This is a genomic window from Streptomyces sp. NPDC002580 (assembly GCF_042889485.1).
Classification (GTDB): domain Bacteria; phylum Actinomycetota; class Actinomycetes; order Streptomycetales; family Streptomycetaceae; genus Streptomyces.
Window position 1 is genome coordinate 14,481 of the sequence record NZ_JBIAQZ010000008.1, and the last position, 22,714, is coordinate 37,194.

At 69.5% G+C, this 22,714-nt stretch carries 30 protein-coding genes and 3 pseudogenes; 19 read left to right on the forward strand and 14 right to left on the reverse strand.

Going from position 1 to position 22,714, the window contains the following annotated elements; all coding sequences use genetic code 11:
- Positions 1-225 precede the first annotated feature (225 nt).
- The 4 genes and pseudogenes from ACFYW7_RS24000 to ACFYW7_RS24015 all read right to left on the reverse strand — a co-directional run.
- The gene (locus ACFYW7_RS24000) at positions 226-600 is read right to left on the reverse strand and encodes a fic family toxin-antitoxin system, toxin component (protein ID WP_389505634.1); all 375 of its coding nucleotides are present in this window, start codon (positions 598-600) and stop codon (positions 226-228) included.
- Complete coding sequence (locus ACFYW7_RS24005; protein ID WP_389505637.1) at positions 597-833, reverse strand: plasmid mobilization protein; 237 nt, start codon at positions 831-833, stop codon at positions 597-599. Before ACFYW7_RS24005 ends, ACFYW7_RS24000 begins: the two co-directional genes overlap by 4 nt.
- A 156-nt stretch (positions 834-989) precedes the next feature.
- Entirely contained in the window at positions 990-1,364 is a 375-nt protein-coding gene (locus tag ACFYW7_RS24010; protein ID WP_389505640.1) for a VOC family protein, read from the reverse strand.
- A 425-nt stretch (positions 1,365-1,789) separates the two neighbouring features.
- Positions 1,790-1,978, reverse strand: a pseudogene (locus ACFYW7_RS24015) (hypothetical protein); the annotation flags it as partial.
- A 208-nt stretch (positions 1,979-2,186) separates the two neighbouring features.
- Here ACFYW7_RS24015 and ACFYW7_RS24020 point away from each other — a divergent pair.
- Positions 2,187-2,357 (forward strand): hydrophobic protein, encoded by a 171-nt coding sequence (locus ACFYW7_RS24020; protein ID WP_389505642.1) that lies wholly within the window; start codon positions 2,187-2,189, stop codon positions 2,355-2,357.
- Positions 2,358-2,693: 336 nt separating this feature from the next.
- On the forward strand, positions 2,694-3,044 hold the full coding sequence (locus ACFYW7_RS24025) for a PRC-barrel domain-containing protein (RefSeq protein ID WP_389505644.1): 351 nt from the start codon (positions 2,694-2,696) through the stop codon (positions 3,042-3,044).
- A 205-nt stretch (positions 3,045-3,249) separates the two neighbouring features.
- Here ACFYW7_RS24025 and ACFYW7_RS24030 read toward each other — a convergent pair whose 3' ends face one another.
- From ACFYW7_RS24030 to ACFYW7_RS24045, 4 genes are all read right to left on the reverse strand, one after another.
- A complete protein-coding gene (locus ACFYW7_RS24030; RefSeq protein ID WP_389505646.1) occupies positions 3,250-3,423 on the reverse strand; it encodes a hypothetical protein in 174 nt (57 codons plus the stop codon).
- A gap of 116 nt (positions 3,424-3,539) precedes the next feature.
- Positions 3,540-4,400 (reverse strand): SigB/SigF/SigG family RNA polymerase sigma factor, encoded by an 861-nt coding sequence (locus tag ACFYW7_RS24035; protein WP_389506430.1) that lies wholly within the window; start codon positions 4,398-4,400, stop codon positions 3,540-3,542.
- Positions 4,401-4,908: 508 nt separating this feature from the next.
- Positions 4,909-5,832, reverse strand: coding sequence for an RNA polymerase sigma-70 factor (locus ACFYW7_RS24040; protein ID WP_389505648.1), 924 nt, complete (start codon positions 5,830-5,832; stop codon positions 4,909-4,911).
- Complete coding sequence (locus ACFYW7_RS24045; RefSeq protein ID WP_389505650.1) at positions 5,829-6,767, reverse strand: NAD-dependent epimerase/dehydratase family protein; 939 nt, start codon at positions 6,765-6,767, stop codon at positions 5,829-5,831. The genes ACFYW7_RS24040 and ACFYW7_RS24045 overlap by 4 nt, the downstream gene beginning before the upstream one ends.
- 251 nt (positions 6,768-7,018) lie before the next feature.
- Between ACFYW7_RS24045 and ACFYW7_RS24050 the strand changes: the two genes are divergently transcribed.
- The 3 genes from ACFYW7_RS24050 to ACFYW7_RS24060 all read left to right on the forward strand — a co-directional run bounded on the left by ACFYW7_RS24050 (position 7,019) and on the right by ACFYW7_RS24060 (position 10,237).
- Positions 7,019-7,600: a DUF2231 domain-containing protein gene (locus ACFYW7_RS24050; RefSeq protein ID WP_389505652.1), complete on the forward strand. Its 582-nt coding sequence runs from the start codon at positions 7,019-7,021 to the stop codon at positions 7,598-7,600.
- Between the two features lie 241 nt (positions 7,601-7,841).
- Positions 7,842-9,014 (forward strand): hypothetical protein, encoded by a 1,173-nt coding sequence (locus tag ACFYW7_RS24055; protein ID WP_389505654.1) that lies wholly within the window; start codon positions 7,842-7,844, stop codon positions 9,012-9,014.
- Between the two features lie 254 nt (positions 9,015-9,268).
- Positions 9,269-10,237 carry an ANTAR domain-containing protein gene (locus ACFYW7_RS24060; RefSeq protein ID WP_389505656.1) on the forward strand — a complete coding sequence of 323 codons (969 nt, stop codon included), beginning with the start codon at positions 9,269-9,271 and terminating at the stop codon, positions 10,235-10,237.
- Positions 10,238-10,320: 83 nt separating this feature from the next.
- Here the strand turns inward: ACFYW7_RS24060 and ACFYW7_RS24065 are convergent.
- Together ACFYW7_RS24065 and ACFYW7_RS24070 are read right to left on the reverse strand one after the other, a co-directional pair.
- Positions 10,321-10,856: pseudogene (locus ACFYW7_RS24065) on the reverse strand (isochorismatase family cysteine hydrolase).
- Positions 10,857-11,067: 211 nt separating this feature from the next.
- Entirely contained in the window at positions 11,068-11,211 is a 144-nt protein-coding gene (locus tag ACFYW7_RS24070; protein WP_389505658.1) for a hypothetical protein, read from the reverse strand.
- Between the two features lie 209 nt (positions 11,212-11,420).
- Here ACFYW7_RS24070 and ACFYW7_RS24075 point away from each other — a divergent pair, with 209 nt between their 5' ends.
- Positions 11,421-11,792: a phage holin family protein gene (locus tag ACFYW7_RS24075; RefSeq protein ID WP_389506432.1), complete on the forward strand. Its 372-nt coding sequence runs from the start codon at positions 11,421-11,423 to the stop codon at positions 11,790-11,792.
- Complete coding sequence (locus ACFYW7_RS24080) at positions 11,789-12,235, forward strand: DUF3618 domain-containing protein (RefSeq protein WP_389505660.1); 447 nt, start codon at positions 11,789-11,791, stop codon at positions 12,233-12,235. The genes ACFYW7_RS24075 and ACFYW7_RS24080 overlap by 4 nt, the downstream gene beginning before the upstream one ends.
- 362 nt (positions 12,236-12,597) lie before the next feature.
- On the opposite strand, the gene ACFYW7_RS24085 is transcribed toward ACFYW7_RS24080, so the two are convergent.
- Both ACFYW7_RS24085 and ACFYW7_RS24090 read right to left on the reverse strand, forming a co-directional pair.
- On the reverse strand, positions 12,598-12,906 hold the full coding sequence (locus ACFYW7_RS24085; protein ID WP_389505662.1) for an ANTAR domain-containing protein: 309 nt from the start codon (positions 12,904-12,906) through the stop codon (positions 12,598-12,600).
- Between the two features lie 109 nt (positions 12,907-13,015).
- Positions 13,016-13,645 (reverse strand): DUF5133 domain-containing protein, encoded by a 630-nt coding sequence (locus ACFYW7_RS24090; protein ID WP_389505664.1) that lies wholly within the window; start codon positions 13,643-13,645, stop codon positions 13,016-13,018.
- A gap of 866 nt (positions 13,646-14,511) precedes the next feature.
- Here ACFYW7_RS24090 and ACFYW7_RS24095 point away from each other — a divergent pair.
- The 4 genes and pseudogenes from ACFYW7_RS24095 to ACFYW7_RS24110 all read left to right on the forward strand — a co-directional run.
- Positions 14,512-14,709 (forward strand): annotated as a pseudogene (locus ACFYW7_RS24095) (CDGSH iron-sulfur domain-containing protein); the annotation flags it as partial.
- Between the two features lie 141 nt (positions 14,710-14,850).
- On the forward strand, positions 14,851-15,864 hold the full coding sequence (locus tag ACFYW7_RS24100; RefSeq protein ID WP_389506434.1) for an iron-containing redox enzyme family protein: 1,014 nt from the start codon (positions 14,851-14,853) through the stop codon (positions 15,862-15,864).
- Positions 15,865-16,067: 203 nt separating this feature from the next.
- Positions 16,068-16,247: a CsbD family protein gene (locus tag ACFYW7_RS24105; protein WP_389505666.1), complete on the forward strand. Its 180-nt coding sequence runs from the start codon at positions 16,068-16,070 to the stop codon at positions 16,245-16,247.
- 2 nt (positions 16,248-16,249) lie between these two features.
- Positions 16,250-16,618, forward strand: a complete 369-nt coding sequence (locus ACFYW7_RS24110) for a low affinity iron permease family protein (RefSeq protein WP_389505668.1) — start codon at positions 16,250-16,252, stop codon at positions 16,616-16,618.
- Positions 16,619-16,661: 43 nt separating this feature from the next.
- On the opposite strand, the gene ACFYW7_RS24115 is transcribed toward ACFYW7_RS24110, so the two are convergent.
- Both ACFYW7_RS24115 and ACFYW7_RS24120 read right to left on the reverse strand, forming a co-directional pair.
- A complete protein-coding gene (locus ACFYW7_RS24115; RefSeq protein WP_389505670.1) occupies positions 16,662-17,693 on the reverse strand; it encodes an SRPBCC family protein in 1,032 nt (343 codons plus the stop codon).
- Between the two features lie 4 nt (positions 17,694-17,697).
- Complete coding sequence (locus tag ACFYW7_RS24120; protein ID WP_389505672.1) at positions 17,698-18,591, reverse strand: histone protein; 894 nt, start codon at positions 18,589-18,591, stop codon at positions 17,698-17,700.
- A 217-nt stretch (positions 18,592-18,808) separates the two neighbouring features.
- Here ACFYW7_RS24120 and ACFYW7_RS24125 point away from each other — a divergent pair, with 217 nt between their 5' ends.
- From ACFYW7_RS24125 to ACFYW7_RS24160, 8 genes are read left to right on the forward strand one after another with little or no spacing between them, the layout of a single operon-like run.
- A complete protein-coding gene (locus tag ACFYW7_RS24125; protein ID WP_389505674.1) occupies positions 18,809-19,156 on the forward strand; it encodes a gas vesicle protein in 348 nt (115 codons plus the stop codon).
- A gap of 28 nt (positions 19,157-19,184) precedes the next feature.
- Complete coding sequence (locus ACFYW7_RS24130) at positions 19,185-19,682, forward strand: gas vesicle structural protein GvpA (RefSeq protein ID WP_389505676.1); 498 nt, start codon at positions 19,185-19,187, stop codon at positions 19,680-19,682.
- A gap of 3 nt (positions 19,683-19,685) precedes the next feature.
- Positions 19,686-20,399 carry a GvpL/GvpF family gas vesicle protein gene (locus tag ACFYW7_RS24135; RefSeq protein ID WP_389505678.1) on the forward strand — a complete coding sequence of 238 codons (714 nt, stop codon included), beginning with the start codon at positions 19,686-19,688 and terminating at the stop codon, positions 20,397-20,399.
- A gap of 12 nt (positions 20,400-20,411) precedes the next feature.
- On the forward strand, positions 20,412-20,663 hold the full coding sequence (locus ACFYW7_RS24140) for a gas vesicle protein GvpG (RefSeq protein ID WP_389505680.1): 252 nt from the start codon (positions 20,412-20,414) through the stop codon (positions 20,661-20,663).
- Positions 20,664-20,711: 48 nt separating this feature from the next.
- Positions 20,712-21,146, forward strand: a complete 435-nt coding sequence (locus ACFYW7_RS24145) for a gas vesicle protein (RefSeq protein ID WP_389505682.1) — start codon at positions 20,712-20,714, stop codon at positions 21,144-21,146.
- On the forward strand, positions 21,139-21,957 hold the full coding sequence (locus ACFYW7_RS24150; protein ID WP_389505684.1) for a GvpL/GvpF family gas vesicle protein: 819 nt from the start codon (positions 21,139-21,141) through the stop codon (positions 21,955-21,957). The genes ACFYW7_RS24145 and ACFYW7_RS24150 overlap by 8 nt, the downstream gene beginning before the upstream one ends.
- Complete coding sequence (locus ACFYW7_RS24155; RefSeq protein ID WP_389505686.1) at positions 21,954-22,223, forward strand: gas vesicle protein; 270 nt, start codon at positions 21,954-21,956, stop codon at positions 22,221-22,223. Before ACFYW7_RS24150 ends, ACFYW7_RS24155 begins: the two co-directional genes overlap by 4 nt.
- Positions 22,213-22,620, forward strand: a complete 408-nt coding sequence (locus tag ACFYW7_RS24160) for a gas vesicle protein K (RefSeq protein WP_389505688.1) — start codon at positions 22,213-22,215, stop codon at positions 22,618-22,620. The genes ACFYW7_RS24155 and ACFYW7_RS24160 overlap by 11 nt, the downstream gene beginning before the upstream one ends.
- Positions 22,621-22,714: the final 94 nt, after the last annotated feature.

Here is a 22,714-nt window from a genome sequence, read left to right on the forward strand (position 1 = left end):
GGGCGCGAGCGGGGCACGGCCCGGTCAGCCGCGGCGGGCCCGCAACCCCACCGGGGGGGGGCCGGGGCCGGGGCCCCGCCCCGGGGCGCGGGGGGCCCCCCCACGGCCCGGCGGCGGCCTGGACGGCTTCGGGACCGGTCCTGCCCCCGAGCCGAGAAGACCGAAGCTCCCGAGGTCGAAGTCGAGGGCGAGGGCGAGGGCGAGATCAGGGAGGGGGTGCCGGGCTCAGCGGGCGGCCCATCCCTTGATCTCGGCGGCGATGCTCCGCACGTCCAGGGCCTCGCGGCTGATACGGGCCGCGAGAGCGGCGGCCTGCTTGGGCCGCACGTCCACGATGACCCCGCTCACCGACAGGTAGGAGGCGGCGACGACCGCCCCGAACAGCTCGTTGGAGTGCTCCAGCGCCGGACAGCGGATGAGCTGATGCATGAGCGCGGCCGCACGGTGGTGCGCCTCGGTGTACACGGGAGTGTCCATGACCGAGTCGCAGTGCCGGGCGGCCGCGGCCGCAAGCGTTCCGAAGTCGAGGACATTGGGGTCCCCGGGAAGGTGGCGGTGCGCGAGATCGAGGAGCCAGGCGCGGTCGATGCGCACGATCACGCGGCGGCCACCGGCCCACGGTCGGCGCTCGGGCTTCCGAACTCCTCGGTGAAGGCGTCGGCGAAGGCGTCCACGAAGTGCGCGCCCGCGGTGAGGAAGCGGTGCCGCAGGTCGTTGCTCTCGTCTGCCAGGACCTGCTTGGCGTACTCCGGCACGGTCAGGCCCGCGGCCTCGGCCCGCCTCTCGATCCCGGCATGGATCTCATCGTCCACTCGCACGTTGATCTGCTTCATCCGAGAAGCGTAGCGACCTGTACAGATCGCTACAACCGGTTCGTGCCTCAGTTCGGCACGCCTCTGTTCAACACGCCGTCCGGACCGGGACGGACGGGGCATCGGCCGACGTAGCCGCCGTGCCGGGTCAACGACCCGGGGTGCGGCGTTCGGCGTTCAGGCACCCGGAAGGAAGAGGCAGAACGGATGGCCGTGCGGATCACGGAGGACACGGACATCGTCCTCGGGCTGGTACTCCTGAAGCCTCGCGCCCAGGGCACAAGCCCGCTCGGTCTCGGCCTCCAGGTCGTCGACCTGGAGGTCCAAGTGCGCCTGCATCTGCTGATCGCCAGGTCGTTGCGGCCACGCAGGAGGAATGTGATCGGTCTCCAACTGGAAACTGAGGCCGGGACGTTCCCGATCCGGGGCCCTCAGACGCACCCACCCCGGCTCACGCTCGACTTCCTGCCAACCCAGCAGGCTTCGGTAGAAATCAGCGAGCGCCGGAGGGTCGGGGGTGCCCAGGACGAAGGCGCCGAGTGTTGTCGTCATGCTCGCCACCTTTCCTCCGCGCCCGCCCACACGCACCCGTGAACCGCGCCGCCCCGTTCTGTGCCTGACGCCGGACAACCGCGCTCTGAAGACACAGTTCCAGAGGTTCCGCTCGGTGGGTCCGGGACCGTCATGGGACGGTTCCCCCAGCACACGTGGCCGAACCAGGGGAACCTGAGCCAGTCAGACCCCAAGGGGGTAGGCCATCTGACCGACCTATCTCCTGAGTGCCCCGTTTTCCCGCCGGGCAACAACAGGTCCCACCGGGAACCCGCGCGCCCCTGCAACCGACGGACGAAAGCCCTGTCCCGCATCGGACCGGCCGGAGAACCCTCCATGACATGGTTGTGGCAGCTCGGTGCCCAGGCGGGGTCGGACGAAAGCGTTCGACAAGCACCTGCCCACCGACGAGCCCGTCAGCACAGTTACGTGACCTGCGGGTCTGCAAGCAGAACGACTCGATCAGCCTCGGCGTCGAAGCCGAGCACCGGATGACCGTACTCACCCTCAGGGTCCATCAGCACCGGATCGCCCAACCGCCGCCCGATCTCCCCGAGGAAGCCGCAGAGCACATCAAGTCGTTCCTGGCCCTCCGACTCCCGCAGGTCGACGTCGACTCACCATGCTGCCCGGACCGCCGACTCAACGCACTCCCGTTTCCCTCGGCCAAGGACATGGGGGCACCCCCGTCGCCTCTCCAGGAGCCACGCGTCTGTCCCCGCCCCGGAAGTGTTCACCTTTCCAAGCACGACAGGAATGAGCGAGATTCACAGGAATGGAGATCACCGCGCCGGGCACAAGAGGGACCGGAGGTTGATAACCATGGTTCCTGTTCTTCTAGTTCTTCTACTGGCCCTGATTCTCTTCGGTGCGGGTTTCGCGCTCAAGGCCCTGTGGTGGATTGCCGTCATCGTGCTGGTGGTGTGGATTCTCGGCTTCGTGATCCGCCCTGCGGCCAGCGGCGGCAAGCGGGGCCGCTGGTACCGCTGGTAGGCGGACCACACCTGCGCATAGACACAGTGGGCCCCGACGCCGCGTGACGTCGGGGCCCACTGCGCTGCCTCCTGGATTCCGGTGGAACGAACGGCATCGTTCCACCGTTTCGGGGTATCGATGGGCAGCCGGAAAGCGGGCCGTGAACTGGGCCTCCGGCACGGCGACCTGGGATGTCCGAATTTCTACCGACGCACGTGTGTGGAGTACGGGAGGAGGGGCACCCGGCGGTCAGGGGAAGTACCGCATAAACTTGCGACGCTTCTTCCGTGACCGAATTCCCGCGACAGACAGCGGAAATACGGACAGCAATAGTTTCTGAGAGGGAGCCGTTTCATGAGTGACAGCATCTGGGGCTACCAGCCGACCACCGGCCACATCGCGGGCACCGATCTGACCGGGTACAAGGTCGAGGCGACCGATGGCAGCATCGGGAAGGTCGACAAGCACTCGGACGACGTCAGCTCCGCGTACCTCGTCGTCGACACCGGTGTGTGGATCTTCGGCAAGCACGTTCTGCTGCCGGCCGGCACCGTGCAGCGGATCGACCAGGTCGACCAGAAGATCTACGTCGCCCTCACCAAGGACCAGATCAAGGACTCACCCGAGTTCGACAAGGACAAGCACATCGGCGACGTCGGCTATCACGAGCAGATCGGCGAGTACTACGAGGGCCACCGCGCCTGACCTCCACCACGCCGCTCCAGCGGGCGGGTGGGCGGACATCCTCCGCCCACCCGCCCGCTTCCGTTGCACCCCCGGCAGGGGACCTGGGCAGTGATCGGTCGGCCCTGGCGTCGCAGGAAAGTGCCGAACGCGGCAGGGCGCGGCCGCGAGCCCCCGGACGGATCTCGGTGACGGCGTCCGCCGTCCCGCACCGACCGCGGTGGTGTCAGCGCTTGAAGGAGTCCTTGGCCTTCTCCTTCGTGCCTCGCGCCATGCCGCGTGCCTCGAGGGCGGCGCCCTTCGCCTCCAGGGTGTTCTTGTGCAGCGCGTGAGCAGCTTTGCGCACGGTCTTACCAGCCATCTGCTCGGCCCTTGCCTTGGCCTTCTCTGCGGCGCTCATCTCAGTACCTCCGCGCATTCTCACGGGCCGAGTGCCCTCGGTGCAGGGGTGAAACCGCCGACCGTCGGTCGACGGACGGTCGGCCCGGCCACCCGGTTCGGGCAAACCACCGACCGTCACACCGCGGAGGCGCTGCCGGGGCCGGTGGGGCACTCGCACTCACCCAGCACCTCACTGCGTACGTGGGCGCAGCTGCGGGTGATGAGCCGCGAGATGTGCATCTGGGAGAAGCCGAGCTGGTCGGCTATGCGGCTTTGCGTCATGTCCTGGAAGAAGCGCATGTAGAGGACGGTCCGCTCGCGTTCCGGGAGCCGCCTCAGCGCCTTGCGGGCCGCTTCCCGGTCGACGATGACGTCGTAGGAGGGTTCCGTGGTGCCCAGGATGTCGGCGAGGCTGCATCCGTCGTCGCCCGTGGCGAGTTCGGCGTCCAGGGAGAGGGTGCTGTAGCTCTCCAGCGCCTCCAGGCCGGCGGCCACCTCTTCCCCGGTGAGGCCGGTGCGGGCCGCGATGTCGGCGGCGGTGGGTTCGGGGCTGCCCGGTCGCTGCATGAGGTCGCGGCGCGCCACGCGTACCCGGTTGCGCAGCTCCTGCACCCGACGAGGCACCCGTAGGGCCCACGTGCGGTCCCGGAAGTGTCGCTTCACCTCGCCGGTGATGGTCGGCACGGCGTAGCTCTCGAAGGCTCCCCGGGTGGGATCGAAGCGGTCGACGGCCTTGACCAGGCCGAGGGCCGCCACCTGGCGCAGGTCTTCGATGTCCTCGCCCCGGTCGCGGAAGCGGCCGGCGATGCGGTGAGCCATAGGCAGCCACAGCGCCACCAGCTCGTCGCGCAGAGCGTCCCTCTCCGGTCCGCTCGGCAGCTCCGCCAGTCGCGCGAAGAGCGCGGCGGCGTCCGCGGGGGAATCGTGATGGGTGCGGCGTGCGGCGGCGGGCGAGGCGGCGGGGTCACTGCCGGCGTGCGAACGGTTCGCGGTCATGTGAGTGAGCACGGGCGGGCTCCTGAACGCGGGGCTCAGGACGGCCCGGAACGCGATGTCGAGCGCGGCCTGAACAGTGTCTGTCAGGGATTCACCGCGCGGGAACTCTGCCCGGCCCGCCGAAGAGATCGCAGCGAGCAGGGAGAACGATCCCCGCAGGGCGTGCGCCTTCGGTCCGAAGCACGGATTGCCGAGTGCCCCTCGGCCAGGGCCGCAAACATGCCTTCGTGGGCACGCTCGCCGCACGAGCCGTGAGCCGCCACTCGCCGCGCGTGCGACCTGCGGTGTTCCGCGCCCCACCGGGTGGCGGTCCCTCCGGTCCTCCGCACCGGTCGGGCCCGGTCACAGGGGCCGGCAGCACCCCCGCACACCGGGCGCCGGGGGTCCGTGGCTCGGCGAGCACGTGGCCGCAGGCAGACTCCGGTACGCCCTCGCTCACCGGGGAGCGGATCAGACGGATCAGACGGAGAACGGGCAGCATGGGTCAGGAGTGCGCAGGGACTCTCGGTCAGTCCGCGTCCGCAGGGAGTTGTCGTGTTTCGCGCAGGACTGCCCAGGCGTCCGCCACCGGGCCCATGTGGGCGAGCTTGTCGGGGTTGCTCACAGCGCGGATCGTCTGGACCCGCTGGTCGAGGATGTCGAGTGTCCACGTGGCGAGGATCTTCCCGTCCCGGTCGCGGAAGACCGCGCCCGGCTGTCCGTTCACCTGGTGCGGTTCGACGATGCCGCCGATCCCGACGAACGGCGGGAGAAGAGCGGCGAGCACCTCGATCACGGCGTCGGCGCCCGCGAATCCCCTGGCCCACTGCGGGGCCTTGCCGCCGGCGTCGCCGAGCAGTGCCACATCGGCGGCAAGCAGTTTCCGCAGTCCTTCGACGTCGCCTTCGCGGACCGCGTCGAGGAACCTCGCGGCGAGTTCATCGCGTTCCTTGCGGTCGGCCTCGAACCGGGGGCGACCCGCGTCCATGTGACGGCGCGCCCGTACGGCGAGCTGCCGGCACGCCGCCTCCGACCTGCCCACCGCCGAGGCGATGTCCGCGAAGCCGAAGGCGAACACCTCCCGCAACACGAACACCGCCCGTTCGAGCGGAGAGAGCCGTTCCAGCAGAAGCAGGGAGGCCATCGACAGCGAGTCGGCCAGTTCCGCCGACTGCTCCGGGTCGTCGTAGGGGTCGGTGAGCAGCGGCTCGGGGAACCACGATCCGACATACTCCTCGCGTCGCAGGCGGGCCGAGCGCAGGACGTCGATCGCGACCCGGGTGACCACGGCCGACAGGAAGGCCTTCACCGATTCGGGCGGGGTCTCGGAGAGCTCGTAGCGCAGCCAGGTCTCCTGGACCACGTCCTCGGCCTCGCCGACACTGCCCAGGATGCGGTAGGCGATGGAGAACAGCAGCGGGCGCAGTTCCTCGAAGCTCTCGGTCCGCGTCACACCAAACCCTCCTGGAAGCCCTGCCGCCACGACGGATGGCGCAGTTCCCAGCCGAGTTCCCGTTTGGCCTTGGCGTTGGAGAAGCCGCGGCCCTCGGTCATCATCGTCACCACCACGGGCCCGGCAAACAGCCGGGCCAGCCACACCGGGACCCGCCTCGGCCGCTTCGCGCCCGCGCACGCCGCCAGGTGGGGCAGCCACGCGCTCTCCGGGGCCGGTTCGTCGTCGACGATGTTGAACACCCCCCGCGCCTTCTGCTCGACCGCCAGGACGGTGGCGGTCGCCGCGTCGTCGAGATGGATCCAGGAGGCGTGGCCGGTGCCGGCCCCGACCAGGGGGAACTGCCGCTTGCGGACGAGTTCGAGCTGGTCTTCGCTGGCGCCGGGTCCGTAGAACGCGCCGTAGCGCAGCACCGCGCCGTCGACCGCGCCGACCGCGTCCTCGACGTGGCGCAGTGCCGCCATCGCCGTGTACGCGGGCGTCCCTTCGTGCAGGTCCAGCGGGTCCTGTTCGGTCTTGACCCATCCGCCTTCGCGGATGCCGTTCCAGTTGGCGTAGCCCTGGGCGACGAAGTGGGGAACGCCGGCCGCCTCGGCCGCGGCCAGCAGGTGGTCCGTCCCCTCGGTTCGCAGCCGGATGGTGGGCACGGACCACCGGTCGAAGCGCTTGAGGTCGGGCTTACCGGCGTGTGCCAGGGAGATCCCGGTCATCTGGTGCACGATCACGTCGGGCCGGGCGGCCGCCACCGCTTCGCCGACGGACATGGCGTCCAGTCCGTCCATCAGCACGGCCTGGGCGCCCATCCGCTCCACCGGGCCGAACTTGGCCGCGCTCGTCGTCGTGGCCGTCACCCGATGGCCGCGCGCCACGAGCCGGGGCACCAACCGGCGCCCCAGGACACCGGTCCCGCCTGCTACGAACACCCGCACAGTCATCACCTTCCGCGTGTCGAAGTCCGTCTCCGAGATCCAGGACGAGACAGCCCCGCCGTTCGTGACATCGCGGGTTCCGGCGGGACGCGAGTCGTGGACCTCCTTCGTGGTCGCGGGCTCCACGCGACACGGCGCGCAGGCCTGGTTCCGAACACACCGGCCCGCACGCGGCGCGTCGAGGGCCGATGGCAGGCCGTTCGAGTGCAGTCGAGGCGATGGTGGGACGGAGGCGTGACGCCGGGTACGCGTGGTTCATGGACTCACATGTTCTCGACCCCTTCGTCAAACCCGAAGACCCATCGGATCCGGCCGCGCCGTCGGCCGTGTGGCTGACGGCCCTGGCCCGTATCGAACAGTCGACGGCGGCCGATCCGGCCATCCGGGCGCTTCAGCGAAAGATCGGTTCGCTTCCCCTGGGTGACGTACGTGATCTGCTGCGCGGCAGGCCCCTGGGGCACCCCGTTCATCCGGTCCTGGTGCAGGTGCCGATCGGGTGCTGGCTGTCGGCCGCCGTACTGGACCTCATGCCGGCCGGCCGGAGCGGGCCCACGATCCTCACGGCCGTGGGTCTGGCCGGAATCGCCCCGGCGGCGCTCGCCGGCTGGGCCGACTGGGCGGACCTGCCACCCGAACAGGCCCGGGTCGGCCTGGCCCACGCGGTCACCAATGTCGCGGCGGTGGCCTGCTACACCGTCTCCCTGACCGCACGGCTCCGAGGCCGGACGACGAAGGGCAGGCTGTGGTCATGGGGCGGTCTGGCGGCGGTAGCCGTCAGTGGCGCGCTGGGCGGACACGTGGCCTACCGGCGGGCCGTCGGCGGATACCCGGCAGCGTAGCCACACCTGGCCGCCGCGCATCCGCGGTTGTGCGAGAGACGCCCGGCCGCGTCTCTCGCGTCGTGTCCGGCCGCTGTCGCGCGGGTGACAGCCATGACGATCGATGTCGGTGACTTGGCCCGCGGGGCAGATGCGCCTGACCTCTCCGGTCCGCTCATCCACCCGCCACAGCTGTCGTCCTGGTACCGGTGGTTCTGGTCGCTTCGCCTGTTGTCAGAGGCTGCTGACAGCATCAACCGCCATGGACGCCTCCCGGACCACCCCGTCACGGCCGCTCGACGTCACCGAGCTCTTTCCTCGGCTGGCCCCACTGGCACGCACGGCGACCCGGCTGCACCCCTGCCCCGGGTCTCCGTCATCGCGCGACAGTTCGGTCGGCGGGCCGTTGCTGTGGCCCGCCGACGAGCCGTGGCCGCGCTGCGACGGCCCGCACGGACCGGCCGACGGGCGCCCGGCCGTGCCCCTGGCGGACGTGAGACTGGAGCGCCGCGTCCGTGCCGCCGCGCACGGCAGGAGCCTGACCCCGCAGGAGCGGGAGACCCTCGCCCGAATCCGTCCGGCGCGGGACCGTCCGACGGCTCCCACGGCCGCCGGACCGGACGACGGTTCGACGGCGATGCTGCCGCTGGCGCAGCTGTACGTGCGTGACGTGCCCGGTCTGCCCGCGCCCGCGGGGACGGATCTGCTCCAAGTGCTGTGGTGCCCTTTCGACCACCCTCCGCTGGCGCCCAGGACCGAACTGTTCTGGCGGTCCGCGGCCAAGGTCACCGACACCCTCGTCGCGCCCCCGGAACCGTCCATGGTTCAGTTCGACCACTACGTGCCCGAGCCGTGCCTGCTCGCTCCGGAGCAGATCACCGAGTACCCCCACCCCATGGAGCTGAGCGAAGAACTACGGGACCCGCTCGGGGAGTGGAGCCGGTGGCAGATCGCCGGCGCCGCCGTGAACCAGTCCTACGAGTCCTGCCCTGAGGACTTCTACCGGGACACCCTGTCCGTCGCACCCGGCTGGAAGGTCGGCGGCTGGGCCTCTTGGGGCTGCACCGACCCCGCCCCCCGGCTCTGCCCGGACTGCGACGCCGAGATGGATCCGCTGCTGACCGTCCACACCTTCGAATGGGACCACAACACGCGTAGCTGGATCCCTGGCGAAGGCCGCGAGCACCGAGCCCGCGCCGAGCCGTCCTCCACGGCCACTCCGGACACCCAGGCCTTGATCGACTTCTTCCGCGCCCAAGGCATCCAGGTGTACGACCGTGGTCACGTCCGCTGCGACATCCGCGACGCACCGCCCGTCATCGACCCGATTCGGAGACAACCGACCGCCATCCGCATCGGCAGCGGCGGCGGCCGACAGCAGCTCTACGTCTGCCCCACGTCACCGGAGCATCGCCACATCGAGCACATGCAGTAACCGCACGGACGACAACCGATCGCCTACTCGCGCTGCCCGAGGAATCCCCGCTGAACAGGCGAGACGCTCGCTGCTTCACCACGGGAAACTGCTTCGGGGCATCGGGGCAGGTACCTCAGCCACCCCCACGGCACACGGTTCAGAATTCACGCTTCTAAAAGGGTGAAAGTTTGTTCATGTATCTCTTGACGTGCGTGAGGGAGCGGGGTGAGCCTGGTGGGGGAAGCACATGAGTCCCCGGAGAAGAGGCCGTCATGTCAGAGCCCGCGGTTGTCGACCCGAGGATGACCCCACACGCCGCCGCCGTGCGCCCGTGGCTGGCGACCCGAACCTGTACCGTCGGCGACCGCATCGTGCTCGAGGCATGCGGCGAGATCGACATCGACACGGAAGAGCGACTCCGCCAAGCCCTGCACGCCGCACTGGACCGCTCCACCACCGGCGTGGACCTCGACCTGAGCGCCGTCGGCTTCTGCGACTGCTCCGGCCTCAACGTCCTGCTCCACGCACGACAGCACGCCCTGACGCTCGGCAGAACACTCACCTTCCAGGCCACCGGCCCCGCAATCGAGAACTTGCTCGACCTGGCAGGTACCCGACACCTCTTCCCCGACTCCCCACAAGTGAAGCGCCAAGGTCACGACCACGCGGGGAACGCCATCTCGGCTTCGCGCGCCCCCCGGAACGGCTCCCAGGACACCACCCGGACCCTGCGCATCGAGGTCGAACAACTCCGGCGGGCCATGACGACCCGGCCGACCATCGATCTCGCCCGCGGCATACTGATGGCGTCCTACCGACTGAGCCCCGAATGCGCCTGGCGCGTGCTCGTCAATGTGTCCCAGCACACCAACATCAAGCTGCGCCACGTGGCCGAGGATGTGGTCGGGTCACTCGACGGGCACCCCCTCTCCGAGGAAACGCGACGCCATCTCGCCGCAGCGGTCGCGACCGAACAGGACACCTCTCACCCCCTCCCCCGCGCTGATGCCGGTCGCGGCGGAGCTCCGACGACGACGCAGCGACGGCCGGTCCGCGGAGGACCGAGGGCCGATACGGACTCCGGCAGTCCCGCCCGGTCGGCCCGCGGACCTGGCACCGAGCCCCCTTCGACCGAATCTCGACGGACCCCCCGCACCCGGTACGGCGAACCCGATGCCGCCGCCCGCCATGTTCGACGAGCGGACCTGGCCGCGATCGCCCACGCGAGCCTCCGGCCCTGACGGAGAAGGTCGCCCCGGGGCACCCCTCGCACGAGCGGAAGCCGTCGACACGGCTTCACCACAGACTCCGCCAACAGCGCCGGTCAGAACCTGACATTCCACGCGGCGGGGCCGCTGGCGGCCATGTTCCGCTTCATCATCGCCAAGGCCGCTTCCGCCGGATCCTCATGAATATGGGCGACAGCGTCGTGGGGGACGGTCACCGCCAGGTGACGGATACGGGCGTCGAGGGCGGAGTACAGCACACACTGCTCGGGCACCTGACCGCACAAGACGATGTGACCGATGCCCTGCTGGCCCAGTGAACAGGTCAGTGGAGTGTCGTAGAAGATCGAGTGCCGCGCCTTGATCACGAAGAGCGCACTCTCATCGGGATCGATGGGATCCACCGAATCCGCGTGAGGGCCCGAGAGCGCCCTCTCCAGAATCTCGCCGTGATGCGACCGCCACACACCGAAATTGTCGTTCACGTAGATCACGGGGACACCGTGGCGCCGGGCGCCCGGAGCAACTTCACGATGTGCGGGATCACGGATCTCACGGACGGGATCAAAAGATCCGCGTCGGCGTGCTCGTAGGCATTGATCATGTCGATGACGATCAGCGCGGTTCTCTCCACGCGTCTCACTCCGATCACTTGGCTCCGTTCCAGACGCCTGGACACCCGTACCGATCGATGACGCCGGGCGTAGCCGCCCCACACCGTCCACCGCACGGTCGCCGCGGGACGGACGCAACGGGGATCCGACCCGTGATCAACCGGATCAGACCAGCGGCGAGATGGTGAACCTGATACTGAGACCGTAGACAGCATCGACACTCCGGTCATTTCAGGCCGGAAGGTCCGCATCCTCACTGGAGCCGCCCAGGCCGGCGATCCGGTCCAGGACCGAGCCGGCACCCTGCACCACGAACCCCTGCGGCGCCTGGAACCTCGACGAGTCCGGGCCGTGGTCCACCCCTGTGGCACTCACCTGGTATCTCCCTGGAGCGCCGATGCTGCTTGCGTCGTTCCTGGCGGATCGCCCCAGCTGATTCGCCCGATCCGGGGTACTCGCCCACGCGTCGGGGGCGGGGGACCGCAAGGGCACGAAGACAACGAGCAGGAGGTGATCGCGTGTCGAGTACAGGTCGACAGGAGTCCGTCTCCGGTCCGCGCACGCACGACGTGGGGCATGAGCCGGTGAGCGAACTGGTGCAGCAGGCATCGAAGCAGCTGACCGAGCTGGTACGCGGCGAAATGAAGCTGGCGCAGGCGGAGATGACGGAGAAGGGCAAGCGCTACGGCAAGAGCGGCGGCCTGTTCGGCGGTGCCTCGGCGGCCGGCATTCTGATGCTTCAGGCGCTGGTGGCCACCGTGATCGCAGCCCTGGCCCTGGTCGTGCCGGTATGGGCGGCCGCCCTCATCGTGACCGTCCTTCTGGGGGTGGTCGCCGCGGTCCTGGCCGTCAGCGGAAAGAAGCAGATCAGCAAGGCGGCACCACCCGCACCTCGGAGCACCATCGACAACGTCAAGGCCGACCTGGCCGAGATCAAGAGGAGCGCACACCGATGACGAACACGCCCGCCGATCGGCGCACCCCCAGCCCCGACGAACTCCGCGAGCAGATCGAGCAGACCCGCCACGATCTCGGAGAGACCGTGCAGGCTCTCGCGGACAAGACAGATGTCAAAGCCCGCGCCCGGCAGAGGGCCGGGGAACTCAAGCGGCAAGCGACCGTCAAGGCAGGCGAATTGAGGGTTCACGGCGCGAAGGCCGTCTCCCAGGTTCAGGACAAGGTGCCCGGACCGGTCAAGGTGAAGGCGTCCCGGACGGCTGGACAAGTGCGTGCCGCGGCCGCCCAGACCGAACGCGTATGGGAGGCGAAGGCGCCCGCTCCCCTGCGGCACAGGACGGCTCGGACGGCGCGAGTGGCGCGGGACCACCGTGCCCTGCTCCTGGTCGCCGCCGCCGGCATCACCGTGCTGTGGCTGGCCCGCCGCAGCACGAAAGCCTAGGAGCTGCCTCGTGGGTTCAGCTCCCTGCGGAGAAGGGCGAGATCATCGACGTGGAGATCACCGACGCGATCGTGAGGGGCCCGGCCGCTCTCGTCGGCAGCGCCGCTGGTCAAGGCCGGAGCGTCTACCGCTGGGCCGCGTGACGTCCGGTTCGGAGCCCGGTGGCGAGGACCGCCGCGGGGGCGGTGCGCAGGCATGAGCAGGGCTGCCACTCCGTAGCCCGCCCCCGGGCGGCTCCTCCCGGACGGGGCCGCGCGCAAGGCTGGGGGAAACGGCCGCGCGCAAGCCTGGGGAAACGTTCGACCGCGGACGCGCGCGCGACGCGCGCCGCCGGGGCCGGGGGCGGGTGCCTGGGTTCTCCCTCACCGTTCAGCCGCTGGGCGGGTCGGCCGTGCCGCGCGGCCCTGGTCCCGGATGGCTTCTTCCAGGGCGATGCGGATGCCGAGGTTGAGTTCGCCACACGATGCCCAGGCTGTGAGGAGCTCGGCGATCCGGCGCATGGCGATGTTGGTGCGCCGGGACACTTCCATCAGGGCGGTCCGTGCCTGGTCGGTGCTCAGGCGCCCGAGGGCCATCACGATCCCCACCGCCTGATCGGTCACCGCCTGCGCACCTGGGATCTGCCCCTGCCTGCTCGTTCGGTCCTGGTCGGGAGCGAACAGCTCACCCATCCGGCTCGCCTCCTCGTCGGGGCGCTCGTTCGTACTGGAGTTCCGCCGCGTGGGCCGGTGACCGTCGGCGGATGCACGATCACGGCCCGCTCGTTCAAAGCCCTTCTCCTCATCTTCCACCGAGCTGACCGGCCCTTGCGACAGGTGACACGGTTCGGCGCCCGGCGCGCACGGCCACGCCGCGGTGCCGGTCGGCATCGTGCGGGAGGACTGTCGAGGCGATGGGGGGCGAGGCGGGCACCCCGGCGGCCGGACGCCGCTCACGAGGGGGCTCAACGGCCGCCGCGGAGGGGACGGCCGCAGCCCTGGCCAGGCAGGAGCGGGCGGTGTCCAGGGCATCGGTGATCTCACGGGTGCCCGTCGACACACACAGGGTGTACACGAGATCGCGCAGGACCTCGCTGGGAGGCTGCGCCGAATCGGGCGCCTCCTCGGCCAGGAGCATCTCGTACTGAGAAATGAGCCGCCGCAAGGTGGCGGGGAGGGGCATCAACATCGGTGCGACTCCTTGGATTCGAGGCCCTGGGCCGTGGCGGAGGCGTTGAGCGGCTGCATGGACACAGGGGGTGCTCGGGGTCCGGGACCGTCGGCGCGACTTCGCGGTCGGAAGCTGGTTCACCGACCCACCGTCGCTTCGCGCACCTGCCGAGAAGTGCGGGTCATGTGCCGGGACACGTGCGTCCGGCGTGTTCCGGGCCGGTCGGACGCACGGCACTGCGTCACGCCCTGGAAGGCGCATGGGGACGACGTTTCCCTGCTGCTCGGGTGATCGCCTTGGAGCCTTCCCGCTGGATCGAAGCACGAATGGCCGGTGAACGACCTGTGGTCATCTCGGTGAGCACGAGAATTCACTCCTGAGCGGCGCGGGTGCACGTCATGCACGGAACAAAGCCTCGGGCGGAGCCAAAGCGATTGGTCAGGAACGCCGTGCGGAGATCTGCGCCTGGTTCACCAAAAGCCCTCGACAGCGAGGTGACAGCCGCTCGGCCTGGCCTCTGGTCCGAAGCACAACACCCGATTGCCCGACCTTCACGACTGTAAACCTCACGCACTCACGAGGCACCCGCGGTGCTCCGTGACCCGCGTCCGCAGGGCCCTGGGGGCGGAAGCGCTGGGCGTCGCCACCGACACCGGGGTATCCGACCGGCCGCACCTCCGCTGCGCATCCGCGATCGCGTCGATCACCGGAGGGGTCGCCTCGGCACCGAGAACGATGACGACGGGCGCGGGGGCGTGCACGTACATGGTGAGCGGGTTGTACGTACCCGGTGGTTCGGAAGGTTCACGTGAGGGGTGCCGGAGAAGGGGTACCCGTGGGCCCGATCGTGCCGGTTCGGTTCGAGCCGACGGTCTCTGCAACGCGCTTGGCGGGCGGACCGCTGTCCGGCCTCGCCTGCCCGAGGCGCTCTCACACGACTCCGCTCTGCGGATCTCAGGTCAGGAGGCTGCGGTGCCCGGTAGGGCTGTGACGTGCGGAACGCCTCCGCTGAAACGGCCGGCCGGCCCGGCGTGTGTCGACTCCGGGACGGCCCATGGCTGCGCGCCGACGCCGTGGCCGTCGAGGATCTCCGGCATGCGACCACGACGAGGAAGTGGTGATCGTCCGTGACCGAACTCTCCGACCCCGGCGGAGCGATCTCCTCCGCTCGCGGAGTCCGCCTCGCGCGGGTCGAGCCCGGCGGGCCGGTTCTGGTCGAGGGGCCGGTGGAAGTCGCCCTGGGGGACGGCACGACCGCCCGTTCGGAGCGCTTCGCGGTGGCCCTCTGCGTCTGCCGCCGCAGCCGGGCCCATCCCTGGTGCGACACCAGCCACCGGACCCGTCTGAAGGCCGCCACCGGCACGACCCCGGGAGACGATCACGACGGGCAGGGCTCTGCTGAGCCTGCCGTGCCCGCGGATCGGCCCTACCGCCCACCGCAGGAGTCCACGGTGAACGCACCCCTCATCCGCACCGCCCCTCCAGCCGCCGGCCCGGCCTTGGTCCAAGGACGCGGCCCCCTGTCGGAAGCCGTCGTGACATCGCTGCTGAGCGGCCTGCCACCCGAAGATGTGGAGGCCGCTGTCGACGCGGCCGATCCATGGGGCGACGACCTCCAGCTCGCGCTGTATCTGCTCTACGAACTCCACTACAGGGGCTTCGACGGCGTCGACGACGACCGGGAATGGGATCCGGAGCTGCTGCGCCTGCGCAAGAGGATGGAAGACCGGTTCCTGAACAGTCTGCGGGCCGAGCTGTCCGACGCGCCCCGCACGGTCGACGAGGCCTTCGCGCCGTTGCTCCTCGAACCCGTGGACCTCAGCGACAGTCTCAGCCATCAGCTGCAGACCACGGGCGAACTCTGGCAACTGCGCGAGTACGCCGCCCTGCGGTCGCTCTACCACCTCAAGGAGGCCGATCCCCATGCCTGGGTCATTCCCCGGCTGACGGGCCGGGCCAAGGCGGCGATGGTGGCCATCGAGTACGACGAGTTCGGTGCCGGCCGTGCCGACCGTGTCCACGCCCGTCTCTTCGCCGACCTCATGACCGACCTCGATCTCGACCCCACCTACGGCCGCTACCTGGACCAGGCTCCCGGCCCGCTCCTGGCCACGGTGAACCTCATGTCGCTGTTCGGTCTGCACAGGGCGTTGCGTGGAGCGCTGGTGGGCCATTTCGCCTGCGTGGAGGTCACGTCCTCCCCCGGCTCCCGGCGTCTCGCCAAGGCCATGCGACGGTGCGGAGCGGGTGCGGCCGCCGAGCACTTCTACGCCGAGCACGTCGAGGCCGACGCCGTTCACGAACAGGTCGTACGCCACGAGGTCATCGACGGTCTCCTCTGCGACGAACCCGGTGTGGCAGCGGACGTCGCGTTCGGCTGCGCGGCCACCGTCCTCCTGGAGGACCGTCTGGCCACCCACATCAGGACCGCGTGGGCACGGAAGCGGTCCGCCCTGCGCACACCTCTGCCGCGGCACTGACCGGGACGGGGCATGGGCCCGCCCGCTCGGGTGCGGGGGCGGCGTTCGGCTCCGGTGACATGCGGTCGGCCCGCTCACCCTCGAAGGACCGGCGGCGGGAACGAACCCGCCGGTTTGCGGTGCCGTCCGAGAGGCCACACGGTGAGAAAGAAGGCGTGGCGGCGCCGCGTCGCGGCGCGAGCGCTCCCTGAGAGGCGGCGACGATGAGGTTCAAGGGCAACGCGAAGGTCAAACAGGTCAGGGGCAAGGTGAAGGAGACCCTCGGAAGGGCGACGGGCGACCGATCGGTCCAGAGGTCGGGGCGGCGTGAGCAACTGCGCGGCAAGGCACAGGAGATGACGGAGACTGCCACGGCCCGGGTGCGCCTGTGGACCAAGCGCTGACCATGACCATTCAGCATCCCGCCGACCGCGGGGGCGACGAACGCGGCAGGTTCGAACGCTTCGCCGAGTCCGCGTCCAGGTTCACGAGCTCGCCGTTCTTCTTCGCGTTCTGCGTCGTGCTGGTCTCGCTCACCGTCGCCGCGCACATCGCGGGTCTCGGCCAAGCGTGGCTCCTGCTCGCCGGTGACGCGATGACCGCGGTGACGCTGCTCCTTCTCGCCCTGCTCAAGAATTCCGAACTGCGGTCCGAGCGCGCGATCCAGCGCAAACTGGACGCCATCGCCGCGGCGATGCTGGAACTGCAGGAGAACGCGCCCGGCGACGCGCACGAGGATCTCAAGCGGGTGATCCGTATGGAGGACGAGACGTGAGCCCGAGCCGGGCCGGCGGGGCGGATCTGCCACAGGCAGCCTCTCACTCCTCCTCGTACTCCGCTTCGTCGTCCTCGGCGTCCTCGTCGTCCTCGGCGCCCTCGTCGTCCTCCTCGTCCTCGTCGTACTCCTCCGCTTCCTCGTCCTCCTCCGGGTTCTCGACGTCCTCGTCCTTGTCGGAACCCTCTTCGTCGTCGTAGCCGTCCGCCCCTTCCGTCTCCTCCTCGTCCTCGGCGGCCTCGTCGTTCTCGGCGGCCTCCTCCTCCAGAGCCTCCTCGTGGGTGCGGACCACTTCGCCGCCGCGGATCTCGCCGCGCCACCCCTCGGCCTCCTCGTCGGTGAGGGTGACGTAACGCTGGAAATTCTTGAAGTCCAGTCGCAGACGGCGTCCTTGGGCGCGCCAGATGTTGCCGGTCTTCTCGAAGAGGCCCGAAGGGTAGTACTCGACGACGAGCACGATGCGTGTCAGGTCGGGCGTCAGTTCGTGGAAGCTCACGCAGCCTCGCGTACTGCCTTTGGCGCCTTCCGAGCTCCAGTTGATCCGCTCGTCCGGGACCTGTTCCTGGATGGTCGCCTTCCAGCTACGGGTGGAGGGGCCCACCTTCACCTTCCAGCTGCTGCCGCCCTTGCCGTCCTGGGAGGCGCTGCGCACGCCCTTGGTGAAGCTGCTGAACTTCTCGTACTGGGTCCAGTGGTCATAGGCCGTGCGTATCGGTACGCCGACGTCCAGCACCTCGATGATGTTGGTGACCTTGGTGCTGCCGGACTTGCTCTTGCCCCCGCCGCCGAAGGCGTCCTTCACCTTCCCCACGACGTTGTCCTTGACGCTTTTGGCCTTCTCCCCCACCAGTGCCTTGATCGGGGAGTCTCCTTGGAGGATGCGGGAGCCCGCCCCCAGCAGGGGGCCTCCGTTGTCCGCGACGTCGAAGAGGTGCTCGGTCACGTCCGCGGCCTTGTCTCCCGCCTTCTCCACCAGGTGTTCCAGCTGGGCGCCGAGATAGTCGACGAGCCCGTCACGCAGCGCGTCCATACCTGACACGTTCGTGTCCTCAGGGGCACGGTCCTTGGTTGCCATGACGCTACCTCCGTCGCCCGGAGGCGCTCTTGGTGGTCCTGGACGAGGCCTTCTTCGCCGTGGTCTTCTTGGCGGCGGTCTTCTTCGCCGGGGCCTTCTTCGCCGTGGTCTTCTTCGCGGCGGTCTTCTTCGCCGGAGCCGACTTCTTCGCCGGCGGCGCGGTCTTCTTCGCCGTCTTCTTCGCCGGTCGTTTCGCCGTGGTCTTACTTGCCGCCGGCCTCCTCCTGGAGCCGCCCTCTCCCGAAGAGGTGGTCTTCTTGGCGCCCGCCTTGCGCGAAGGGGATTCGGCCGCGTCGTGGCTCGCGGTCCGGCTCCGGCGTGTCCTGTGCGGCCGCTCCTCCGCCGGCTCCGCTTCCTCTTCCTCGTCGCCCTCCGGCTCCTCCTCTTCCGGCTCCTCTTCCGGTCCCTCGTCCTCCGGTCCCTCGTCCTCCGGCTCGTCCTCCTCCTCTTCGTAGTCGGCCTGCCGGTCGCCCGCCTCCGGTTCCTCGTCCTCCTCGTCCTGCTCGTCCGTCTCGTCCGTCTCGTCCTCGTCGTCGTATTCGGCGTCCTCCTCGTCCGCCTCGTCCTCGTCGTCCCGCTCGCTCTTCTCGCCGACGCGCAGCGTCCGCTCACGGAGGGAGTCGGCGAGGTCGGCGAGGCGGCGGTCGGCCGTGGTGGCCAGTGCCTGGCGGCCGGCTTTCAGCAGCTCTCCCCGCACCTGCTCGTTGAGGTCCGCGACCCCGGGCACATCCCCGAGGCGGCGCAGCCCCTCCGTCATCAGCTGCTGCGGTTCGAGCCCGAATCTCCGGCCGGCGAGGTAGGTCGCCGCCGCGAAGGCGAGGCGGCCCTTCTTCGTCCGTCCCAGCACATAGCCACCGGCGACGGCGGCCGCCAGGGCGATCTTGGTCGTGTCATTCATGAACCTTTTCCTTTCGGACGACCCAGTCCGTGAATCCCCCGAGCCGCACCGTCCGACGGGCCGTCCTCGGGGGACGCCATCCATGTCTGACGCGACAAGTACCCCTATGTCGAGAGATTGCACGTTTATTCATGAGAGTTACGTGTACTTCTATGTATGAGAGTTATGGCGTCCGTGCACGGGAGTCAGGGCGTCCGTTCCGACGACCGGAGACACCATGGCCGCAGCAGAGCCCGCGAAACGGCGATCGAGTGGTGGTCGCAGTGCCGCGCGGCGCCCCGCGAGCGAACGTCCGGCGCGCTCCCGCTCCGGCGGCGCCGCGCGGGCCATCCGCTCGGCGGTGGAACAACTCGGCTTGCTGCTCGGCAGGCCCCCGGAGTCCGTGTCGGCGATCAAGCCGAGGGACGATGGTTGGGAGGCTGACGTGGAGGTACTCGAACTGGAACGCATTCCGGAGACCACCAGCGTGATGGCGACCTACCGCGTGACGCTCGACAAGGAGGGCGATCTGGTGGCGTACGAGCGGAAGCGCCGCTACACGCGTGGACAGATCGACCGGCGCTGAGACACCACAGCCGGTGAAAGGAGGCACCATGACCGTGGTGCCGCAGACTGGAGGCGGCCCCGCCCGGAGCGGCGGGAGCGGCAACCTGTACGACGTTCTGGAACTCATCCTCGATCGCGGACTCGTGATCGACGTCTTCGTCCGTGTGTCCCTGGTGGGCATCGAGATCCTGAAGATCGACGCGCGCATCGTCGTGGCCAGCGTCGACACCTATCTGCGCTTCGCCGAGGCGTGCAACCGTCTCGACCTGGAGTCCGGATCGAAGAGCCCGTCCAAGCTCACCGACCTCGTCGGAGACTCGGTGGAGTCGGGAGCGCACGGCAAATCCAAGGGAGCCCTGAGCGGTGCCGCGGAAGCGGTCACGGACACGATCCAGGGAATCACGGGCAGGGACAGCGACGACGAGGCCGAGGACGAAGACGCGGTGGAGGAGGACGAAGGGCAGGAGGAGACGGTCGAGCGACGGCGGCGGCCGGCCCGGCGCTCTTCCAGGCGGGAGAGAACCGCGTCCCGCGAGGAGGAGTGAGTCATGGCCGTATACGTCTACTCGATCACGTTCAAGGACCATCCCCTGCGCCTCGACGGGCTCGATGGCGTGGGAGCTGACCCCTCTCCGCTACGTACCGTGACCGCCGGCCCCCTCTGCGCGGTGGTCAGCGACTCGCCTGAGGAACTCCGTCCCAAACGCCGGGACATCGGAGCGCATCAGGCGGTCCAGCAGCGCTTGATGTCGGACGGCGCCGTGCTGCCCCTGCGGTTCGGTTATACCGCGCCGGACGACGAATCGGTGCGGTTCGCGCTGAAGGAGCGCGCGGACGCCTACGCCGACTCGCTGAGACGGCTGGACGGCTGTGCCGAATACCACCTCAAGGCGTCGCAGGAGGAGGAGATGGTGCTGCGCGAGATCCTCTCGGAGTCCGAAGCGGCACGACAGCTCAACGACGCGATCCGTGACGGCACGGCCGACCCCGACGCGGCGATGAGGCTGGGCGAGCTGGTCGCCCAGGAGGTCCAGGCCAGGCAGGAGGCGCTGGCGTCGGGGGTGATCGAGGCACTGCGCCCGTTCGCCAAGGATGTCGAGCCCGGCCTGCCCGGCGGAGCGGATTTCCTCAACGTCTCGTTCCTGGTCGAGGCGGAGCAGGAGGAGATCTTCCTCGCGACGGAACTGAGTCTCGCCCACCAGATGGGCGAGGGCTTCGACTTCCGGCTCAACGGTCCGCTTCCTCCCTACAGTTTCAGCTGACGGAGATGCGTCATGGGTCTGTTCACCCAACTTGTCACCCTCCCGCTCGCTCCCGTGCGCGGAGTCGCCTGGGTCATGGACCGGGTCCTGGAGGTGGCGGAGGACGAGTACTACGACCCTGCGCCCGTGCGGCTCGAACTCGCCGAACTCGAACGGAAGCTTCTCGCGGGAGAGATCGACGAGGAGACGTTCGACCAGCGGGAGGACGAACTGCTCGACCGACTGGAGGAGATCAGGATCCACGCCCAGGGCGGACCCGCCTGATCACACCGGACCGACCGAACGGATCCACGGGAACACGAGGCCACCGTCGTGACTGAACCGCTCTCCAACCGGCTGGGCGCCTCCCCGTCCAGAGCCGCCCCATCGCCGTACGCGCAGGGCTCGTCCGCCAACCTCGCGGACATCCTGGAACGTGTCCTCGACAAGGGCATCGTCATCGCGGGCGACATCCAGATCAACCTGCTCGACATCGAACTGCTCACGATCAAACTGCGGCTGCTGGTCGCCTCGGTCGACAAGGCCAAGGAGATGGGCATCGACTGGTGGGAGCACGACCCCGCGCTCTCGTCACGGGCCCGGGACGACAGATCGTTGGCCCAACAGAACCGCGAGCTGCGCGCCGAGTTGGAAGAACTGCGCCGGGAGCGAGCCATCCCCGAAGCGGAAGCGGAAGCAGAACCGGAGCCGAAGCCGAAGCCGAAGCCACGTGGCGGTACGCGCCGGCGAAGTGATCGCGATGCCTGAACCCGTGACCTACGCGTACGCGGTGGCCCGCCCCCACCGTGACCTGGCCCAGGTCCTGACCGGGCTCCGCGGGGTCGCGAACGCCCCGGTCCACCTGATCGCCGAGGACGAGGACGACATCGTTCTCGTGGTGAGCGCGGTCCCGGCGGCGGACTTCCGGGAGGACGGGCTCAAGCGGCACTTCGAAGATCTGGACTGGCTGGAGTCGGTCGCCCGGGCGCACCACTCGGTCGTCGAGGAGGTCGCCTCGCTCACAGGGGTCCTGCCCCTGCGCCTGGCCACCGTCTATCTGGACGACACCAGGGCGCGAGAGGTACTGCGCTCCGAAGGCCGGGTGTTCGCCGAACGGCTGGACCACATCGCCGGTCAGGTCGAATGGGGAGTGAAGATCTACGTCGAGGAGAGCGTGCACACCGCCTCGGTCCCTCCTGAGTCCCCACAGGAGCCCGGGCTCACGCCCGGGCGCGCCTACCTCGGTTCGCGAAGGCGCCAGCGCAGCGACCGGGAGGCGGCGTACCGAGCGGCCCAGGAGGCCGCCGACCGGGTACGGGACACGGCGCGCGCCTTCGCCACCGACCGGGTGGGCCATCGTCCTCAGCAGGGTGTCCTGGCCGAAGCCGCGGGAGAGAACGTCGTCAACGACGCCTACCTGGTGCCCCGGGACCGGGGCGACGCCTTCCGCGCCGAGGCGGCCGGGGCGAGCCGGGGACTGACGGGCGTGCGCGTGGAGGTGACCGGCCCTTGGGCGCCGTACTCCTTCGCCATGCCCGGGGAGGGAGCGGACGACACCGCGGGAGGTGTCGCTCCGTGACCGACCCCGGCCGCCCGGCGCACCTCGAACCGCTTCCGGACCGGCAGATCGCGCTCATCGACCTGCTGGACCGGCTGCTCGGCGGAGGGGTCGTCCTGACCGGCGACGTGGTGCTGTCCATCGCCGACATCGATCTCGTACGGATCTCTCTGCGGGCACTGATCGTGTCCATCAGCCCGGAGAACCCCTCCCCCTGGGCAAGCGCACCGTCGCTCCTGGAGGGAGAACGGATCACTCCCCCCTCGCGAGGCGGCCATGGCCGATGACGACGGCCGGGAGGCGTCCGATCCCCTGGCGGTGGCCGCGGAGATCACGGCGCGGGCCTTCCGGCTGCTGCCGGCCGAGCCCTCCGACCGGACCCGGTCCGGCACCGGGGCCCGGCCACCGGCCGGCCGGATCAACGCCGATCCCGACACCGTGGAACGCGATCTCGTACGACTGGTCCTGACGTTGGTCGAACTGCTCCGTCAGCTCATGGAACGCCAGGCGCTGCACCGGGTGGACCAGGGCGACCTCAGCGAGGACGACGAAGAACGGCTGGGCGCGACCTTGATGGTCCTCCACGACCGGATGACCGAGCTGTGCGCGCGCTACGGGCTCACCCTGGACGATCTCAATCTCGATCTCGGACCGCTCGGCACGCTGCTGCCCCCGCCCGACTGACCCCGGTACCGGCGTTGTCCCACGGCGACCGGACCGGCAGAGCGCTGGATCATTCCGCGAACACGGCCTCGGCCGAGTTCGCGACGGCCCTCAG

Coding starts and splice junctions, on each gene's coding strand:
- ACFYW7_RS24080 (WP_389505660.1), top strand. CDS start 11,789: ATGACGAACACGCCCGCCGATCGGCGCACCCCCAGCCCCGACGAACTC.
- ACFYW7_RS24005 (WP_389505637.1), bottom strand. CDS start 833: ATGAAGCAGATCAACGTGCGAGTGGACGATGAGATCCATGCCGGGATC.
- ACFYW7_RS24125 (WP_389505674.1), top strand. CDS start 18,809: ATGGCCGCAGCAGAGCCCGCGAAACGGCGATCGAGTGGTGGTCGCAGT.
- ACFYW7_RS24105 (WP_389505666.1), top strand. CDS start 16,068: ATGAGGTTCAAGGGCAACGCGAAGGTCAAACAGGTCAGGGGCAAGGTG.
- ACFYW7_RS24150 (WP_389505684.1), top strand. CDS start 21,139: ATGCCTGAACCCGTGACCTACGCGTACGCGGTGGCCCGCCCCCACCGT.
- ACFYW7_RS24050 (WP_389505652.1), top strand. CDS start 7,019: ATGGACTCACATGTTCTCGACCCCTTCGTCAAACCCGAAGACCCATCG.
- ACFYW7_RS24130 (WP_389505676.1), top strand. CDS start 19,185: ATGACCGTGGTGCCGCAGACTGGAGGCGGCCCCGCCCGGAGCGGCGGG.
- ACFYW7_RS24055 (WP_389505654.1), top strand. CDS start 7,842: ATGGACGCCTCCCGGACCACCCCGTCACGGCCGCTCGACGTCACCGAG.
- ACFYW7_RS24035 (WP_389506430.1), bottom strand. CDS start 4,400: ATGACCGCGAACCGTTCGCACGCCGGCAGTGACCCCGCCGCCTCGCCC.
- ACFYW7_RS24085 (WP_389505662.1), bottom strand. CDS start 12,906: ATGGGTGAGCTGTTCGCTCCCGACCAGGACCGAACGAGCAGGCAGGGG.
- ACFYW7_RS24140 (WP_389505680.1), top strand. CDS start 20,412: ATGGGTCTGTTCACCCAACTTGTCACCCTCCCGCTCGCTCCCGTGCGC.
- ACFYW7_RS24115 (WP_389505670.1), bottom strand. CDS start 17,693: ATGGCAACCAAGGACCGTGCCCCTGAGGACACGAACGTGTCAGGTATG.
- ACFYW7_RS24020 (WP_389505642.1), top strand. CDS start 2,187: ATGGTTCCTGTTCTTCTAGTTCTTCTACTGGCCCTGATTCTCTTCGGT.
- ACFYW7_RS24010 (WP_389505640.1), bottom strand. CDS start 1,364: ATGACGACAACACTCGGCGCCTTCGTCCTGGGCACCCCCGACCCTCCG.
- ACFYW7_RS24045 (WP_389505650.1), bottom strand. CDS start 6,767: ATGACTGTGCGGGTGTTCGTAGCAGGCGGGACCGGTGTCCTGGGGCGC.
- ACFYW7_RS24060 (WP_389505656.1), top strand. CDS start 9,269: ATGTCAGAGCCCGCGGTTGTCGACCCGAGGATGACCCCACACGCCGCC.
- ACFYW7_RS24090 (WP_389505664.1), bottom strand. CDS start 13,645: ATGCGCCTTCCAGGGCGTGACGCAGTGCCGTGCGTCCGACCGGCCCGG.
- ACFYW7_RS24120 (WP_389505672.1), bottom strand. CDS start 18,591: ATGAATGACACGACCAAGATCGCCCTGGCGGCCGCCGTCGCCGGTGGC.
- ACFYW7_RS24135 (WP_389505678.1), top strand. CDS start 19,686: ATGGCCGTATACGTCTACTCGATCACGTTCAAGGACCATCCCCTGCGC.
- ACFYW7_RS24160 (WP_389505688.1), top strand. CDS start 22,213: ATGGCCGATGACGACGGCCGGGAGGCGTCCGATCCCCTGGCGGTGGCC.
- ACFYW7_RS24030 (WP_389505646.1), bottom strand. CDS start 3,423: ATGAGCGCCGCAGAGAAGGCCAAGGCAAGGGCCGAGCAGATGGCTGGT.
- ACFYW7_RS24025 (WP_389505644.1), top strand. CDS start 2,694: ATGAGTGACAGCATCTGGGGCTACCAGCCGACCACCGGCCACATCGCG.
- ACFYW7_RS24110 (WP_389505668.1), top strand. CDS start 16,250: ATGACCATTCAGCATCCCGCCGACCGCGGGGGCGACGAACGCGGCAGG.